Here is a 14,385-nt window from a genome sequence, read left to right as displayed (position 1 = left end):
ACCAACTCCGCAAGCTTCTCAACATGCTCCGTAAAAGCACGACGCTTACCCCAAACAGACACATTCCATTCCGTGGCGTAGGCCTGCGCGCCAAACGAGGCACAAATCGCGATCGCGGCTGTGCGACCCAATAGAGTATTCATAAGAAGCCCTCCTCCAAGCTCCGATTCCGATGGCACGGAAGATGCACCAATCGACGCGGCGACGCCTATGAAGAAAAACGCGCGCGAGGAACGGACTGCCCTGCGGAAGACCGCAGGCTAGAGCAGTGCGGCCTTGTCGAGACCCAGTTTCACAACTTTTTCGTTCAGGGTACGGCGGCCAATGCCCAGGGCGTCCGCCACGGTGTCCATACGGCCACCATGGGTTTGGATGGCCTTGGCTATGAGCTGTTTTTCGAACGCGGCCACCGCTTCGCGCAGCGTTGAGGGGATGTCGTCGTCATCCCCGTGGGTCTCGATGTGGATGGCGCTGGACATGGACCCAACACCGCGCCGCGCCATCAGGATACGGCGCTCGCACATATTCCTGAGCTCGCGCACATTGCCCGGCCAGTCATGCGCCAAAAGCGCGGCGAGGTCGTCTTCGGTCATGTCCGGCACGGTCACGTCGTAGGTTTGCGCCAATTGCCCCATGAAATGCGTGGTCAGCAATACGATGTCATCGCGGCGCACCCGTAGGGCTGGCAACCGGATCATCATCGCTGACAGGCGGAAATAGAGATCCTTGCGGAATTGACCTGCATCGGTGGCGACAGACAGGTCCTCGTTGGTGGCGGATAGAATCCTCAGATCGAATTTGTGCAACTCACCCGTGGCCGGGTCGGCCAGTTCCTTGTCTTCGACCAACCGTAGCAGCGCAGCTTGATGTTCAGCGGGGCATGCGGCGATTTCGTCGAGAAACAAGGTCCCGCCGCGCGCGGCGCAGGCCAGGGGATACAGATGTTCGAGGGCAAATTGCGCGGCATTCGCAGCGATGAAGGGGCCCGCCGCGCGTGTGCTAAGGTCATGAAGGGCGCGCGCGACCAAGTCCTTGCCCGTGCCTGTTTCACCAAGGATCAGGCACGTTGTGTCTGTGTCGGCCAGGCTGCTGATCTGGTCCTTAGCCTCGATCATGTGCGGGTCATCACCGATGAACATGCGGTCGAGCGCGGTCAATTGCAGCAACCGCGCATGCAGCCGTGCGTTGCCGCGCCGCATGCGCTGCTGGTCAGCCGCGTGGCTGAGCACCGTCAGCAGACGCCGCGGCTCGTACGGTTTTTCGATAAAGCTATAGGCCCCGCCTTGCATCGCCTCGACGGCCATTGGGATGTCACCATGCGCCGAAATCAGGACAACAGGTGGCACGTCAGCCCCGTTCAGCGACGCCAGCAACTCAATCCCGGTCATGCCGGGCATGCGCACGTCGCTCAGGATCACATCCGGCCCGAACTGGTCCAGCCAACGGTCCACATCCGAGGCGCGGGTCAACGCTTTGGTCTCCCAACCGGCGGCCTGCATCAGGTCCACGAGAGAGCCGCGCATCTCGCGGTCGTCATCCACAATCAGGATACGGAATGCGGTCATATTGCATGTCCTTCGCTGTTGCGCGGGAAGGTCGCGCGAAACACCGCCCCGCCGCTCGGGGCCGGGTTGGCCGTCATTTCGCCGCCGTGATCATCGACAATGCCCGCAGAAATCGTCAGGCCAAGCCCCATGCCCTGCCCGCTTTCGCGCGTGGTCGCAAAGGGTTCGCGCAAATCGCTCAGTGTCTGCCCCTCCAGCCCGTGGCCGGTATCCGATACCTGAAACCATGTTTGAGTGTCGTCCGCGCCGATGTCGATGTCGATCCGCCGCGTGTCACAGCCCTCCATGGCATCCATGCCGTTGCGGATCAGATTGGTCATGACCTGCTCGATCCTCAATCGGTTGCCGTGAAAAGTCACAGGCGTTTCAGATGTAGCGACGCGAATGTCCACTGCATCGTTCTGAATGTTGGGGGCCATCAGTTCCAACACGGACCGCATGGCATCGGCAAGATCGAAGGTTTCGAATTGGTCGCGCCCCTTGCGGCTGAAGAATTTGAGCTGGCGGGTGATGCCCTCCATACGGTCCACCAATTGATGCAGTTTCTGCGTCAGGGTCGTGGGGGTGGCCGTAATCTCAGCCGCGGCAATCTGATTGCGCATTGCGGCGATGGGTTGCCCCAACTCATGCGTGACGGACGAGGCAAGCTGCCCAAGCGCGGCCAGACGGCCCGCGCGTTCCAACTCTGCCTGGGTCTTTTGCAGCCGTTGTTCTGCAGCGCGTCGCTCATCAATTTCCACGGCGAGGCGGGCGTTGGCGGCACGCAATGCGGCCTCTTCCTCTTCGGACCGGGCCAACGCAAAGCGGATTTGACGGGTGCGCTGCACCTGAAACACGATAAAGGCAAAGCCAGCAATCAGGATCAGAGCGGATGTCACAAGCCAGGCGCTGGCGCGGGCTTGTCCTTCGGTTGCGAAATAGTGGAGCGCCCAGGCATCAGGGAAGCCGTCGGACCGCAGATAGAGGTATGTTTCGCCATCAAGCGTCGCCGCATTGGACGATTTGACCGACCAGGCCAGCGGCTCCAGCGGCTCGTTCCCGAATTGCCGCGCAGCCGCGATGGTCTCGCGTTGGTCGGTCGTCAGCGGCTGCAAGGTCCGATAGCGCCATGCCGGAGACGAAGCCAAAAGTGCGACGCCATCGGCATTGGTCAGGATGACGCGCTCACCTGCCTCTTGCCAACTGTCTTGCAGTTCTGAGAGGTCAATTTTGATCGCGATAACACCGACCGTGTCCCCCCCGTCGTTCAGAACGGGGTTGGCAAAAAAGTACCCCGGAATGCCCGTCGTTGCCCCGATCCCATAAAATGCGCCTTGTTCCCCCTTTGCTGCCGCACGGAAATAGGGGCGGTAGCCATAGGCCTGCCCGACAAAACTGGCCTGTGTTCCCGCGTTGGAGGCGGCAATGGTCAGGCCGTTTGTGTCCATCAAATAGATCGCATCGATCCCCGCCTGCGCCGCAAATGATTCCAGCCGTGCATTGAGGGCCGCAGTCGATCCGCCCTCGGCAGTTTCGATCACAAAGGGGTCTTGCGCCAGCACGTAGGGCAGATGCGCAAAGCGCTGCAATTCGGCTTCGACCGTGCTGCGATAGAGCGACAGACGTGCCCTCGCCTGCTCCAGTTCTTCACCACGGAAAAAGAAAAATGAGGCCCAGAACACGGCGACCGCGCAGACCAAAAGGCATATCGAAAGGGCGGGCAACAACACACGCATGGCCACCAGTTGCGACAATCCCGGTTGAAACTCAATGACCCGAACGGATTTTTGTCAGGCGTCTGGTGCGCGGCGCGGGCATGCATCGGCTGGCCGGATGCGCGCCTTTGAAACCGTGTGGAACATCTCAAACAAGGCGCGCGTGTCCGCGGTAATTGCATTTGCGCGGGGGCTTTGGGGGTCGATGGCAGACAGCGTTTCACACACCTCGCGCCAGCGCCCGGCATCCGTCACCATGGAGAAATATCGGTCTGCCTGCGTCACGCGCGCATCCGCTGTTTCCATCCACTGCGTCTTGAGAACCCGCGTGCCCAAACGGGACCCTTCCAGCACGTAGTCCAAAGCCAACGGGTCAACAGGCGCCAACGTGGGGACCTCACCTACAATCGCGGATTCGCTCAATTTCTCAAGGTCTTGCCCAATTCGCAGCAGCATGTCGGACAGGGCCGCATGTGCGATACTCGGCTCTGGTGTTGCGTCACGCATGGCCTGGAAACACGTGGAATGGATACCCAGAAACTGCCCAAATCCGCCGTGATCAGTGATGTCCAATTGCGACAGCATATGGTCCACACGCTCGTGGTCGTCATGCGTCGCACGCCTAAGTACAGTTCGAAACGTGTCACGCATGCGCGGGTCGCCACTTTGGTTTGGGTGCTTATACCTTAGCGTGTTTTGCACCGGTTCAAACACCTGCCAGACAGACGGATTAATCACCACCGTCCATATCGCGAAAAACCTTTCGCACCATGTCGCCAAAGACCCGCGCCTTGTGTCCGGACCGCGCCTCTGGTGGGACGACAAACCAGATCGGCGCGTCCGGTTCCCACAGTTTTCCCGGAAAGACTTCGACCAGTTGACCGGCATCCAATTCGGCCTTGATTGCCAGACGGGATTTGACGGCCAGGCCCAGACCCTGCACCGATCCATCCGTCAACATGTCCGAATTCGACACCAGAACGCGCGAGCCAACCGTGACATCCCGCTTGCGCCCCTTTGCATCGCGCAAAGCAAGACGGCGCTGCCACGGCAAGCAGACCCAAGGCAGGTCCAGCAGATCTGAGATCGTTTCCGGTGCGCCGTGATGCGCCAGAAAGTCGGGCGAGGCACAGATGATCCGATGATTGTCGCATAGCTTGCGCGCCACCATAGCACTGTCCGCCATTTGCCCGACGCGGATGGCACAATCCTGCCCCTCGGCGGTGAGCGGAACAAATCGGTCGACCGCCAGGAAATCAAAGACCAATTGCGGATGCTCGCGTTGAAAGCCCCGCAAGGCTGGGAGCAGAAACCGGGACAGGATCCATGGCGACATCGTCACGCGCAGGTGGCCGGTCAGTTCCGATGTACCACCGCCTGCGTCCCGTTCGGCCTGTTCGAGATCGGTAATGATCGCCTGCGTCCGCTCAAAGAAAATTTGTCCCGCATCGGTCAACCTGACTGTTCTGCTATTGCGGTGCAGCAAGGTCAGCTTGAGCGCCGCCTCCAGCTTGCCCAACCGGTGACTGGCTGTCGCCGGGGATATGCCGACCCTGCGCGCACCGGATGTGACGCCTTGGGTTTCGACAATGGCGATAAACGTCCTGAGGTCGTCGACGCTGTACATGGGCGCGGCTCACTGTATGAAATTCTCGAATGCTGGTTTCGTATTTGACCGCCTGTCCCCGAAAAAATCAACGCATTATGCCTGCCCTCACTCAAGGAGGACGGAAATGAAAACCACCACAACCATGTTGGGCCTGCTGCTGGGCCTGTCTGCACCTGCCCTCGCGCAGGGCCTGGAAACCTATGCGGAGTTCCCCAAAGACACGCCCCCCGGCAACATCGCAATCGCGCCGGACGGGCGGATGTTTATGTCGGTTCACGAATTCTACGGCCACGCGCTGCGCATCGTCGAGGTCAAACCGGATGGCAGCACAACGCCCTATCCGACCGATGCCTGGGCACATGCACCGCAAGAGGACGGCGATGGCCTGAACGGGGTTCTGGGTCTGCAAGTCGACCGTGAGGGGATCCTGTGGATGCTGGACGGCCAGGGCGAAAACCAGACCGGCCGCATTGTGGGGTGGGATACCAACACCGAAACGCTGCACGCGATCCACTACATCGGCCAACCGGCGGCGCGGCCCACATCGTTCCTTAACGATCTGGCTGTGGACCGTGAACATGGCGCCATCTACATCTCGGATACCGGCGATGGAGCAAATTCTGCGATCATCGTCGTCGATCTGGACACAGGGCGGGCGCGCCGTGTGCTGGAAGGCAGCCAGTTCACCGTTCCTGAAGACACCCCGATGATCATCGACGGGCGTGAGGTCAAACTGGGGGGCAACCCGGCCAAGATCGGCATCAACCCGATCACCGTCGATCCGACGAACACCTGGGTCTATTTCGCGCCGATGACGGCAAACTCGATGTACCGGGTGCGCACAACGGATTTGCTGGACACGGATCTGAGTGACGCGGACCTTGCAAACCGTGTTGAACGGTATGGCGACAAGGTGACATCGGACGGGTCCACCGTGGACACGGCTGGCAACGTCTACATCACCGCGATGACCGACAACGCGATTGGCGTGACCAAGGCCGACGGCACCTATGAGGTCCTCTATCAATCCGACGAGGATTTGCCCTGGCCCGACGGGTTCGCGATGGGTGTTGATGGTTTTGTCTATGCCACCATCAATGAATTGCACAGGTCGCCGGTGTTGAATGGCGGCGAAGACGCATCGCTGGGCACCTACCGGATTGTCCGCTTTCCGGCGCTGAGTGCAGCAGTGAGCGGGCGGTAGAGCGATGTTGTACCGTTTGGATTTCACTGTGGAATACGATTCCACGATGCAGCAACAGGGGCTGCTGGGTGTCTGGGCTCAGGAAGCCGAAGCGGCCCTCGGCGCCAAGTCGGCAGGCGTGGTCAAAGACCTGTGGAAGGTCACGGGCGAGCGCAAGGTTCTGGCGATTGTCGACGTTGCCACGCCTGATGATCTCGATCGCATCCTCTTTGACCTGCCGATCATGCAGTTGATGGGGCACCACGTTCAGGTGGATGTCAAATCGCTGCGCCGTTACGAGGATTTCGCCGCAGACGTCAAAGAGCGTTTGGATCGCTAGGAAAGGAGACCTGAGATGGCAAAGATGGTGCATTCCTGCATTCGTGTTCTCGACGATGCAAAGTCGATCGCCTGGTACAAGGCGGCGTTTGACCTCGACGTGGCCGATCAGTTGGATTTCGAGACCTTTCGTTTGACCTATCTGTCGAACGCACGAACCGGGTTCGAACTGGAGTTGACGGTCAACAAGGAACGCACCGCGCCATATGATCTTGGGGATGGGTATGGGCATCTTGCCGTTGTCGTGGACAGCGCGGATGCCCATCACGCCGCAATGTCGCAACAGGGGCTGGAAGTCGGCGACTTGGTCGATTTTGCACCCGGCGGAACGCTGGTTGCGCGGTTCTTTTTCGCCACCGACCCCGATGGTTACAAGATCGAGGTCATTCAAAGGGGCGGACGCTTTGTCTAGGCGTTCGCGGCGGCCTGTGCGGTCTTTCTGATCTGCATTGGGCTCGCGCCATAGGCCTGTGACATCGCCCGGCTCAACGCCTCTGTTGATCCATAGCAATACCGCTGCGCGACACGTTGGACGCGGTCACCCCGTTCAATGTCCTGTCGCGCCAGAACAAGACGCCATTTGCGCAGGTACGCAAGTGGCGTCACACCCACAGCTTCGCGAAACAGTTCGGAAAAGTGGCTGACCGACAGGCCAGCAACTTCGGCCAGCGCATCAACCCGCCAAGCGTGTCCGGGTGTGTCATGGATGGCCACAATCGCGCGGCTCAACCTCGGATCGGCCAAACCGCCCAGCAACCCGGTCTCGACATGCGCCGCCTCGATCTGGCCGCGCATCAAACGCACAACCAACACTTCGGCAAGACGGTTCAACACTGACGCAGACCCGCACCGCGTTGCGCGCTGTTCTGACAGCAACAGCGTAACAATTGCACGCATGTCGTCGTCCTCTTCCAAGCTGTGACGCACGATGCGTGGCAGGGCCGCAAACAACGGGTTCTGCGCCCCGCCCCAGGTGACATGGGCGCTGAGCAAGACCTTGCCGCCACCTGAGATCTGCGCGATCCCGCCCCCCTGACCGGCCAGGATCAGGCATGTGGGATCGTCCGACCCTGCTTGTCCGACAATCTGAAAATTCGCACTGCGCGGATCACATAGCGTGACCGACAGTTCAAAGCGCGACATCAGGGCGGACAGACGATCAATTTTGGGCATTTCGTGGTTTGCATCATCTTTTTCGGGATTACCTGATGGTAGCTCGTGCTACGACGATTGGGAAGCGCATTCATACATGGAGACACGCAATGCTGATGCCCCGCCAAAAGACCCCCAACCTGACCCTACCGACGCTGGACCACGGGTCGTTCGACCTGAGCGCGGACGGTTCCGAACGCGGCACTGTCATCTGTTTCTATCGTGGTCTGCACTGCCCGATCTGCGCCACCTACCTGACCGAGTTGGAAAAACGCGTGGACGATTTTGCCGAACGCGGTGTCAAAACCATCGCCGTCAGTTCCGACGGCGAAGAGCGCACCCGCGCGATGGCCGATAAGATCAGCGCCACCAAGCTGCGCTTTGCCTATGATCTGCCGCTGGATGTGGCACGTGAGTGGGGTCTCTATATCTCGACGTCACGCGGCAAGACGTCGATCGGGATCGAAGAACCGGCGCTGTTTTCGGAACCGGGCCTGTTCATGGTGACACCACAGCAGACGCTTTACTATGGATCCGTCCAGACGATGCCGTTTGTGCGCCCGCATTTCTCGGAACTGGTTGGCGCGCTCGATTTCGCGATTGCCAACGAATACCCGGCGCGCGGCGAGTACGAGGGCGCTGTCTGACTTCAGAACGCGCCCAATAGGGCTGACGCATGAAAATTGGACCACCACCACATGCAAAGGCATCTGGTGGTGGTTCTGTTTTGCGGCCTTTGAAACTTGTGATCAGGCGTCGTCACAAATGTCTTGCCACGCGCCGCGCGTTTCCGATACGAAACAGACATGCGTGACGTTGGGAGAACCAGTTCGCTGGTGCCGAAGGAGCAACTGCCTCGGAAACTCTCAGGCCCAAGGACCAATGGCACGCCACCAATACTCTGGAGAGTGGTGCAGATGCACCCGCCGAAGGGATAATGATCTCAGGCACATAGGACAGAGGAGGCACCAACGCGCGGGACCCGTCCTGCGCATGTGATGGTGCCGATTGATTTGCCAGGAATCATGTCGGCTTGCAAAAGGCGCGCACGGCATGACCGACCTGAAACAGACCCCCTTGCATGCACTGCACCTGTCATTGGGTGCCAAGATGGTGCCCTTTGCCGGGTACGAGATGCCCGTGCAGTACCCATTGGGCGTGATGAAGGAACATCAACATACACGTACGTATGCTGGATTGTTCGACGTCAGCCACATGGGCCAGGTTGTTGTGCGCGGGCCCGGCTATGCGGATATCGCTGCGGGGTTGGAAACGCTGATCCCGGTCGACATTCTGAGCCTCGGGCAGAACCGACAGCGGTATGGCTTTCTGACAAACGCCGCCGGAGGCATCGAGGATGATCTGATGCTGGCAAACCGCGGCGACCACGTGTTCCTCGGGGTAAATGCCGCGTGCAAACATACGGATATCGCCAAGCTGAAGGCTGCGCTGGAACCGGGCCTGACTGTGGCCGAGGTGACAGACCGCGCATTGCTGGCCTTGCAAGGCCCGGCTGCGGAAGAGGCCCTTGCCACGCTGAACCCGGATGTGGCGAGGATGTCATTTATGGATGTGGCCACAGTGGACCTGAACGGGGCAGAGGCATGGATCTCGCGGTCGGGCTACACCGGCGAAGACGGTTACGAAATTTCGGTCCCTTCGGAAGTGGCGGAGGATCTGGCGCGTGCATTGCTCGCGCTGCCACAGGTCGAGGCGATTGGTCTTGGGGCGCGGGACTCGCTGCGCCTTGAGGCTGGGTTGTGCCTGTATGGGCATGACATCGATGCCGGAACGTCCCCTACCGAAGCGGCATTGAGCTGGGCGATTCAAAAAGTGCGGCGCACCGGTGGCGCACGTGCCGGGGGATTTCCGGGTGCGGCCACCATCCTTGAAGAACTAGACAGCGGCGCAGCACGCAAACGTGTGGGGCTGCTGCCCCAAGGCCGCGCCCCCATGCGCGAGGGCGTTGTTCTGTTCGCCGATGAAACAGCCAGCGAACCCATTGGCGCAATCACATCCGGCGGGTTCGGCCCAACCGTCGGCGGCCCCGTTGCCATGGGCTACGTCGAAACGCGCTATGCCACACCCGACACCGTCGTTTTTGGGGAACTGCGCGGAAAACGCCAACCACTGACCGTCGCCAAAACACCCTTTACCCCCGCCAACTTCAAGAGATGACACAGAGAGGACCACAGATGAAATACACCGAAGAACACGAATGGCTGCGCGCCGAGGGCGATGTCTATGTTGTGGGCATCACCGAACATGCGACGACGCAGCTGGGTGACCTGGTTTTTGTCGAATTGCCAGAGGTTGGCACCGAAGTCAGCAAAAACGACGAGATCGTCGTCATCGAAAGCGTCAAGGCCGCATCCGACATCATGGCTCCGGTTGATGGCGAGATCACAGAGGTCAACACCGCCCTCGCTGACGACCCCAGCCTGGCCAACAGCGCGCCCTTGGACGAGGGCTGGTTTTTCAAGATCAAGCCGTCCGACCCATCGCAGCTCGACGCGTTGCTGGACGAAACCGCTTACACCGCATTGATCGGCTAAAGGACCAGGACCGTGACATTCAAACCCACCGACTATCTCCCCTATGATTTTGCAAACCGTCGGCATATCGGGCCGTCTCCGGCCGAGATGGACGAGATGTTGCAAGTGGTGGGTGCGAACGACCTTGATGCACTGATCGACGACACGATCCCGGCCAACATCCGGCAGAAAGAGCCGCTGGATTTTGGCAAGGCCATGTCGGAACGCGAACTGTTGCACCACATGCGGGTGACCGCGTCCAAGAACCAGGTGCTGACATCGCTGATCGGGCAAGGGTATCACGGCACCGTCACGCCCCCCGCGATCCAGCGCAACATCCTGGAAAATCCGGCCTGGTATACGGCCTACACGCCATACCAGCCCGAGATCAGCCAGGGCAGGCTTGAGGCATTGCTGAACTTTCAGACCATGGTGTCGGACCTGACCGGTCTGGACATCGCCAACGCATCCCTTCTGGACGAGGCCACCGCCTGCGCGGAGGCGATGACCATGGCGCAGCGGATCAGCAAATCCAAAGCCACCGGTTTTTTTGTCGACGAAAACTGCCACCCGCAGAACATTGCGGTCATCAAGACCCGCGCGCAGCCTTTGGGCATCGAGATCATCGTCGGCGCGCCCGACGATTTGGACCCGGCGGCGGTGTTTGGCGCTATTTTCCAGTATCCCGGCACCTACGGGCACATCCGGGATTTCACCGACGACATCGCGAAACTGCATGAACACAAGGCCATTGGCGTAATCTCTGCCGATCCGCTGTCGTTGACCCTGCTCAAAGAGCCGGGCGCGATGGGTGCGGACATTGCCGTCGGCAGCACACAGCGTTTTGGTGTGCCGATTGGGTATGGCGGCCCGCATGCGGCCTACATGGCGACCAAGGCAAACTATGCCCGCAACATGCCGGGGCGCATTGTCGGCGTGTCCATCGACAGCCATGGCAACCGCGCCTACCGCCTTTCCCTGCAAACCCGCGAACAACACATTCGGAGGGAAAAGGCGACATCGAACGTCTGCACCGCACAGGCCCTCTTGGCTGTCATGGCGGGCTTTTACGGTGTGTTTCACGGTCCAGACGGCTTGCGGGCCATCGCACAACGCATTCACCGCAAGACCGCGCGTCTGGCCGAAGGATTGCGGCAGGCGGGTTTCGATGTACGGCCTGCGACCTTTTTCGATACGATCACCGTCGACGTAGGCCCCCTGCAATCGGCTGTGATCAAATCTGCCGTGGACGAGGGCATCAACCTGCGCGCTGTGGGCACCACCGCCATCGGCATTACTCTGGATGAACGCACGCGGCCCGCGACCATCGAATGTGTGTGGCGTGCCTTTGGCATCGAACGGCAGGACAAGGACTATACCCCGCATTACAACATCCCGGACAAGCTGATCCGCACCTCGGATTTCATGACGCATCCGATTTTCCACATGAATCGCGCCGAAACGGAAATGATGCGGTACATGCGGCGTTTGGCGGATCGTGACCTGGCGTTGGACCGGGCGATGATCCCGCTTGGCTCCTGCACGATGAAGCTGAATTCAGCGGCTGAAATGATGCCGGTCAGTTGGCGCGAGTTTTCGCTGCTGCACCCCTATTGCCCGACCGATCAGGCCGCGGGCTATGCAGAGATGATTGACGATCTGTCATCTAAGCTTTGCGATGTGACGGGATATGACGCCATTTCCATGCAGCCCAATTCGGGTGCGCAGGGGGAATATGCCGGGTTGCTGACCATCGCGTCGTTTCACCGTGCCAATGGTCAAGGACACCGCAACATCTGCCTGATCCCGATGAGCGCGCATGGCACCAACCCGGCCTCTGCGCAAATGGTTGGATGGAAGGTTGTCCCGGTGAAATCCGCCGACAACGGCGACATTGATCTGGACGACTTCAAGGCCAAGGTCGCCGAACACGGGGACAATCTGGCCGGGTGCATGATCACCTATCCCTCGACCCACGGCGTGTTCGAGGAAACAGTGATCGACGTGTGCCGCATGACCCATGAGGCAGGCGGCCAAGTCTACATCGACGGTGCCAACATGAATGCCATGGTTGGCCTGAGCCGTCCTGGCGACTTGGGCGGCGATGTCAGTCACCTCAACCTGCACAAGACCTTTTGCATCCCCCACGGCGGCGGTGGTCCGGGCATGGGGCCGATTGGGGTCAAGGCGCATCTGACGCCGCACCTGCCGGGCGATCCAAATGGCGGTGAGGGTGCGGTCAGTGCTGCGGCCTTTGGCTCACCCTCGCTGCTTCCGATCTCTTGGGCCTATTGCCTGATGATGGGCGGCGAAGGCCTGACCCAGGCCACACGTGTGGCGATCCTGAATGCGAACTACATCGCCAAACGCCTCGAAGGTGCGTTTGATGTGCTCTACAAAGGACCCACGGGCCGCGTGGCGCACGAGTGTATCATCGACACCCGCCCGTTCATGGAGAGCGCCCACATCTCGGTGGACGACATCGCCAAACGGTTGGCCGATTGCGGGTTTCACGCGCCTACCATGTCGTGGCCCGTGGCGGGCACATTGATGATTGAGCCCACCGAATCCGAAACCAAGGCCGAGCTGGACCGCTTCTGCGACGCGATGCTGGGCATCCGCGCCGAGATCAAGGCCATCGAAGACGGCGACATGGATGCGGAAAACAACCCGCTTAGAAACGCACCGCACACGATGGAAGATCTCGTCCGCGACTGGGACCGGCCCTACAGCCGGGAAAGTGGATGCTTTCCCCCCGGCTCGTTCCGCGTGGACAAATACTGGCCACCCGTGAACCGCGTGGACAATGTATGGGGCGACAGGAACCTGTCCTGCACCTGCCCACCGATGGAGGACTATGCCGACGATTGAGCGGCTTGCGTCTTACCGCATCCACAATGCGGTTTGCGGATGGAACTGCGACCAGGCGAACCAGAAAGCCTGGTGGCTGCCAAGGTCGCTGCCATCCGCATCGACCGCGCGTATGCCACCTGCGTCCAGTTCGAGGCGCACGTTCTCGAACGTCACGTCGTCCCCGCGTTTCAGGGCCACAAACGCAGCCGAGCGGGGAAAGGCCACAGGTGTGCCTGACGCTGTGATGGCCCCTATGATGTCCTCATGGACCGAAAGCCGCGGGTCGACATCCCCAACGGGAAAGATCGGGCCATCGGCATCACGGCCATTGCGGAAATCGGGGTCACGGCCCAGCGCATAGCGTTCCAGCAAAACGGTGGTCTCGGGGTGTTCGCGTTTCCACGTGCCCCAATCGGTCGTGATCACAGTCGCTTGCTTGAGTTGCAGGTTCTTTTCCGCAAGCGGCCCGGTGACTGCATGGCCCAGAAATGTGTCAAAGACCGAATAGGTGTTGATGTCGTACATCACCTTGTTCGAACGGCTCAGCAGGCCCGAGGTGCGCAGGATCGGGCGCTCGATACCAACGGGCAGTTCATCGGTGAAATAGGCCTGCGCCGCACCACAAAGCGTACAGTACGGGATGCCCAGATCACGCCCGCCCAGCGTGTCATTCACCATTTCACGCACTTCCATGATGCGGCGGGGATAGGCGCGGTATTCGCCGTTGACCTCGATGCCGAACACGATGTCATCGTCCTTGAGCCACGCGGCGTCCTCGGCGCTGGTCACATCCGGGTTATCGGCGGCGGGGATGCAATTGCACCCGTTGTCCGTGGTGTCATAGGGCCGGTCATCAATGAGAACCCCACCCCAGGACACCAACCGCCAGTCGATGTCCCCTTCTACGAATATCTGCTCCCATCCGGGGACAATGCCTGTGAAAATCGTGCGCTTGACCTTGAGGTAGTCGGGCGGCGCCGGAATGTCCCAGGCCAAGAGGTGGTCGGTCACGACGCCCCAGCTGTTGCCGGTTTCAAAGGGTTTGCCCAAAAGCTCCGCGGCGGCATTTGACAGCGCATCGTGCAACTGACGCGAGGGGACAAAGCGCATCATATCACTGATCAACCACACCAATCGCGGGTCTTCGGACTTTGCAATCTCGGCCAGCGCGAGGGTCTGATTTTCGTCCCACGTCGACAGCGCCACACTGTCCACAAAGGCCACGCGCACCGCAAATTGCATCTCGGGGGCAAGCGGCCCGGTTGGCACTGCCGGGGGTTGTCCAAACTCCTCGATCACGTAGTCGGGCAACGGTTCGGTGCTCTGCGCGTGCAGCGCGCAGGCGCACACAAGCGAAACCGCCAGAAGTGGCGCAAGCAGTCGGGTTTTGATGGAGTTGGCGAGTGCCATGACGGACCCTTTCGGCAGCGTGTTGTCAGATGCCACCGCAAAGCCC

13 protein-coding genes, 1 pseudogene and 1 riboswitch are annotated in these 14,385 nt (G+C 60.3%); of the genes and pseudogenes, 7 read left to right on the top strand and 7 right to left on the bottom strand.

The features are described 5' to 3' along the window. The 5 genes and pseudogenes from Q0936_RS14035 to Q0936_RS14015 form a co-directional block, all read right to left on the bottom strand. Nucleotides 1–143: pseudogene (locus tag Q0936_RS14035) on the bottom strand (C4-dicarboxylate ABC transporter substrate-binding protein); the annotation flags it as partial. A 117-nt stretch (nucleotides 144–260) separates the two neighbouring features. Beyond that, a complete protein-coding gene (locus tag Q0936_RS14030; RefSeq protein WP_299297862.1) occupies nucleotides 261–1,565 on the bottom strand; it encodes a sigma-54 dependent transcriptional regulator in 1,305 nt (434 codons plus the stop codon). Beyond that, nucleotides 1,562–3,280 (bottom strand): cache domain-containing protein, encoded by a 1,719-nt coding sequence (locus Q0936_RS14025; RefSeq protein ID WP_299297864.1) that lies wholly within the window; start codon nucleotides 3,278–3,280, stop codon nucleotides 1,562–1,564. Before Q0936_RS14025 ends, Q0936_RS14030 begins: the two co-directional genes overlap by 4 nt. A 54-nt stretch (nucleotides 3,281–3,334) precedes the next feature. After that, entirely contained in the window at nucleotides 3,335–3,910 is a 576-nt protein-coding gene (locus Q0936_RS14020; RefSeq protein ID WP_299297866.1) for a biliverdin-producing heme oxygenase, read from the bottom strand. A 79-nt stretch (nucleotides 3,911–3,989) separates the two neighbouring features. Then, nucleotides 3,990–4,886 carry a LysR family transcriptional regulator gene (locus Q0936_RS14015; RefSeq protein WP_299297868.1) on the bottom strand — a complete coding sequence of 299 codons (897 nt, stop codon included), beginning with the start codon at nucleotides 4,884–4,886 and terminating at the stop codon, nucleotides 3,990–3,992. Nucleotides 4,887–4,992: 106 nt separating this feature from the next. On the opposite strand from Q0936_RS14015, the gene Q0936_RS14010 reads away from it, so the two are divergent. From Q0936_RS14010 to Q0936_RS14000, 3 genes are read left to right on the top strand one after another with little or no spacing between them, the layout of a single operon-like run. Next, nucleotides 4,993–6,072, top strand: a complete 1,080-nt coding sequence (locus Q0936_RS14010) for an L-dopachrome tautomerase-related protein (protein ID WP_299297870.1) — start codon at nucleotides 4,993–4,995, stop codon at nucleotides 6,070–6,072. 4 nt (nucleotides 6,073–6,076) lie between these two features. Then, entirely contained in the window at nucleotides 6,077–6,391 is a 315-nt protein-coding gene (locus Q0936_RS14005) for a muconolactone Delta-isomerase family protein (RefSeq protein ID WP_299297872.1), read from the top strand. A gap of 15 nt (nucleotides 6,392–6,406) precedes the next feature. Next, the gene (locus Q0936_RS14000) at nucleotides 6,407–6,802 is read left to right on the top strand and encodes a VOC family protein (protein WP_299297873.1); all 396 of its coding nucleotides are present in this window, start codon (nucleotides 6,407–6,409) and stop codon (nucleotides 6,800–6,802) included. Here Q0936_RS14000 and Q0936_RS13995 read toward each other — a convergent pair. After that, nucleotides 6,799–7,563 (bottom strand): AraC family transcriptional regulator, encoded by a 765-nt coding sequence (locus tag Q0936_RS13995; RefSeq protein ID WP_299297875.1) that lies wholly within the window; start codon nucleotides 7,561–7,563, stop codon nucleotides 6,799–6,801. The two genes, Q0936_RS14000 and Q0936_RS13995, sit on opposite strands and share 4 nt — an antisense overlap. Nucleotides 7,564–7,652: 89 nt before the next feature. On the opposite strand from Q0936_RS13995, the gene Q0936_RS13990 reads away from it, so the two are divergent. The 4 genes from Q0936_RS13990 (at nucleotide 7,653) to gcvP (ending at nucleotide 12,947) form a co-directional block, all read left to right on the top strand. Further along, a complete protein-coding gene (locus tag Q0936_RS13990; protein WP_299297877.1) occupies nucleotides 7,653–8,189 on the top strand; it encodes a peroxiredoxin-like family protein in 537 nt (178 codons plus the stop codon). 160 nt (nucleotides 8,190–8,349) lie between these two features. Next, a riboswitch (glycine riboswitch) is annotated at nucleotides 8,350–8,434 on the top strand. Between the two features lie 161 nt (nucleotides 8,435–8,595). Continuing rightward, a complete protein-coding gene (gene gcvT, locus Q0936_RS13985) occupies nucleotides 8,596–9,720 on the top strand; it encodes a glycine cleavage system aminomethyltransferase GcvT (RefSeq protein WP_299297879.1) in 1,125 nt (374 codons plus the stop codon). Between the two features lie 17 nt (nucleotides 9,721–9,737). After that, nucleotides 9,738–10,097: a glycine cleavage system protein GcvH gene (gene gcvH, locus Q0936_RS13980; RefSeq protein WP_299146399.1), complete on the top strand. Its 360-nt coding sequence runs from the start codon at nucleotides 9,738–9,740 to the stop codon at nucleotides 10,095–10,097. A gap of 12 nt (nucleotides 10,098–10,109) precedes the next feature. Beyond that, complete coding sequence (gene gcvP, locus Q0936_RS13975) at nucleotides 10,110–12,947, top strand: aminomethyl-transferring glycine dehydrogenase (RefSeq protein ID WP_299297239.1); 2,838 nt, start codon at nucleotides 10,110–10,112, stop codon at nucleotides 12,945–12,947. Nucleotides 12,948–12,959: 12 nt separating this feature from the next. On the opposite strand, the gene Q0936_RS13970 is transcribed toward gcvP, so the two are convergent. Further along, on the bottom strand, nucleotides 12,960–14,339 hold the full coding sequence (locus tag Q0936_RS13970) for a DUF3179 domain-containing (seleno)protein (protein WP_299378196.1): 1,380 nt from the start codon (nucleotides 14,337–14,339) through the stop codon (nucleotides 12,960–12,962). Nucleotides 14,340–14,385: the final 46 nt, after the last annotated feature.

It is taken from the genome of uncultured Tateyamaria sp. (genome assembly GCF_947488715.1).
In the GTDB taxonomy this organism is placed as follows: domain Bacteria; phylum Pseudomonadota; class Alphaproteobacteria; order Rhodobacterales; family Rhodobacteraceae; genus Tateyamaria.
The sequence above is the reverse complement of the archived record's forward strand: the minus strand, read 5'-3'. Positions and strand labels throughout refer to the sequence as shown.

Bases quoted from the DNA above. Each gene is read 5' to 3' on its own strand.
- Q0936_RS14030 (WP_299297862.1), bottom strand. From the start codon at position 1,565: ATGACCGCATTCCGTATCCTGATTGTGGATGACGACCGCGAGATGCGC.
- Q0936_RS14025 (WP_299297864.1), bottom strand. From the start codon at position 3,280: ATGCGTGTGTTGTTGCCCGCCCTTTCGATATGCCTTTTGGTCTGCGCG.
- Q0936_RS14020 (WP_299297866.1), bottom strand. From the start codon at position 3,910: ATGCGTGACACGTTTCGAACTGTACTTAGGCGTGCGACGCATGACGAC.
- Q0936_RS14015 (WP_299297868.1), bottom strand. From the start codon at position 4,886: ATGTACAGCGTCGACGACCTCAGGACGTTTATCGCCATTGTCGAAACC.
- Q0936_RS14010 (WP_299297870.1), top strand. From the start codon at position 4,993: ATGAAAACCACCACAACCATGTTGGGCCTGCTGCTGGGCCTGTCTGCA.
- Q0936_RS14005 (WP_299297872.1), top strand. From the start codon at position 6,077: ATGTTGTACCGTTTGGATTTCACTGTGGAATACGATTCCACGATGCAG.
- Q0936_RS14000 (WP_299297873.1), top strand. From the start codon at position 6,407: ATGGCAAAGATGGTGCATTCCTGCATTCGTGTTCTCGACGATGCAAAG.
- Q0936_RS13995 (WP_299297875.1), bottom strand. From the start codon at position 7,563: ATGCCCAAAATTGATCGTCTGTCCGCCCTGATGTCGCGCTTTGAACTG.
- Q0936_RS13990 (WP_299297877.1), top strand. From the start codon at position 7,653: ATGCTGATGCCCCGCCAAAAGACCCCCAACCTGACCCTACCGACGCTG.
- gcvT (WP_299297879.1), top strand. From the start codon at position 8,596: ATGACCGACCTGAAACAGACCCCCTTGCATGCACTGCACCTGTCATTG.
- gcvH (WP_299146399.1), top strand. From the start codon at position 9,738: ATGAAATACACCGAAGAACACGAATGGCTGCGCGCCGAGGGCGATGTC.
- Q0936_RS13970 (WP_299378196.1), bottom strand. From the start codon at position 14,339: ATGGCACTCGCCAACTCCATCAAAACCCGACTGCTTGCGCCACTTCTG.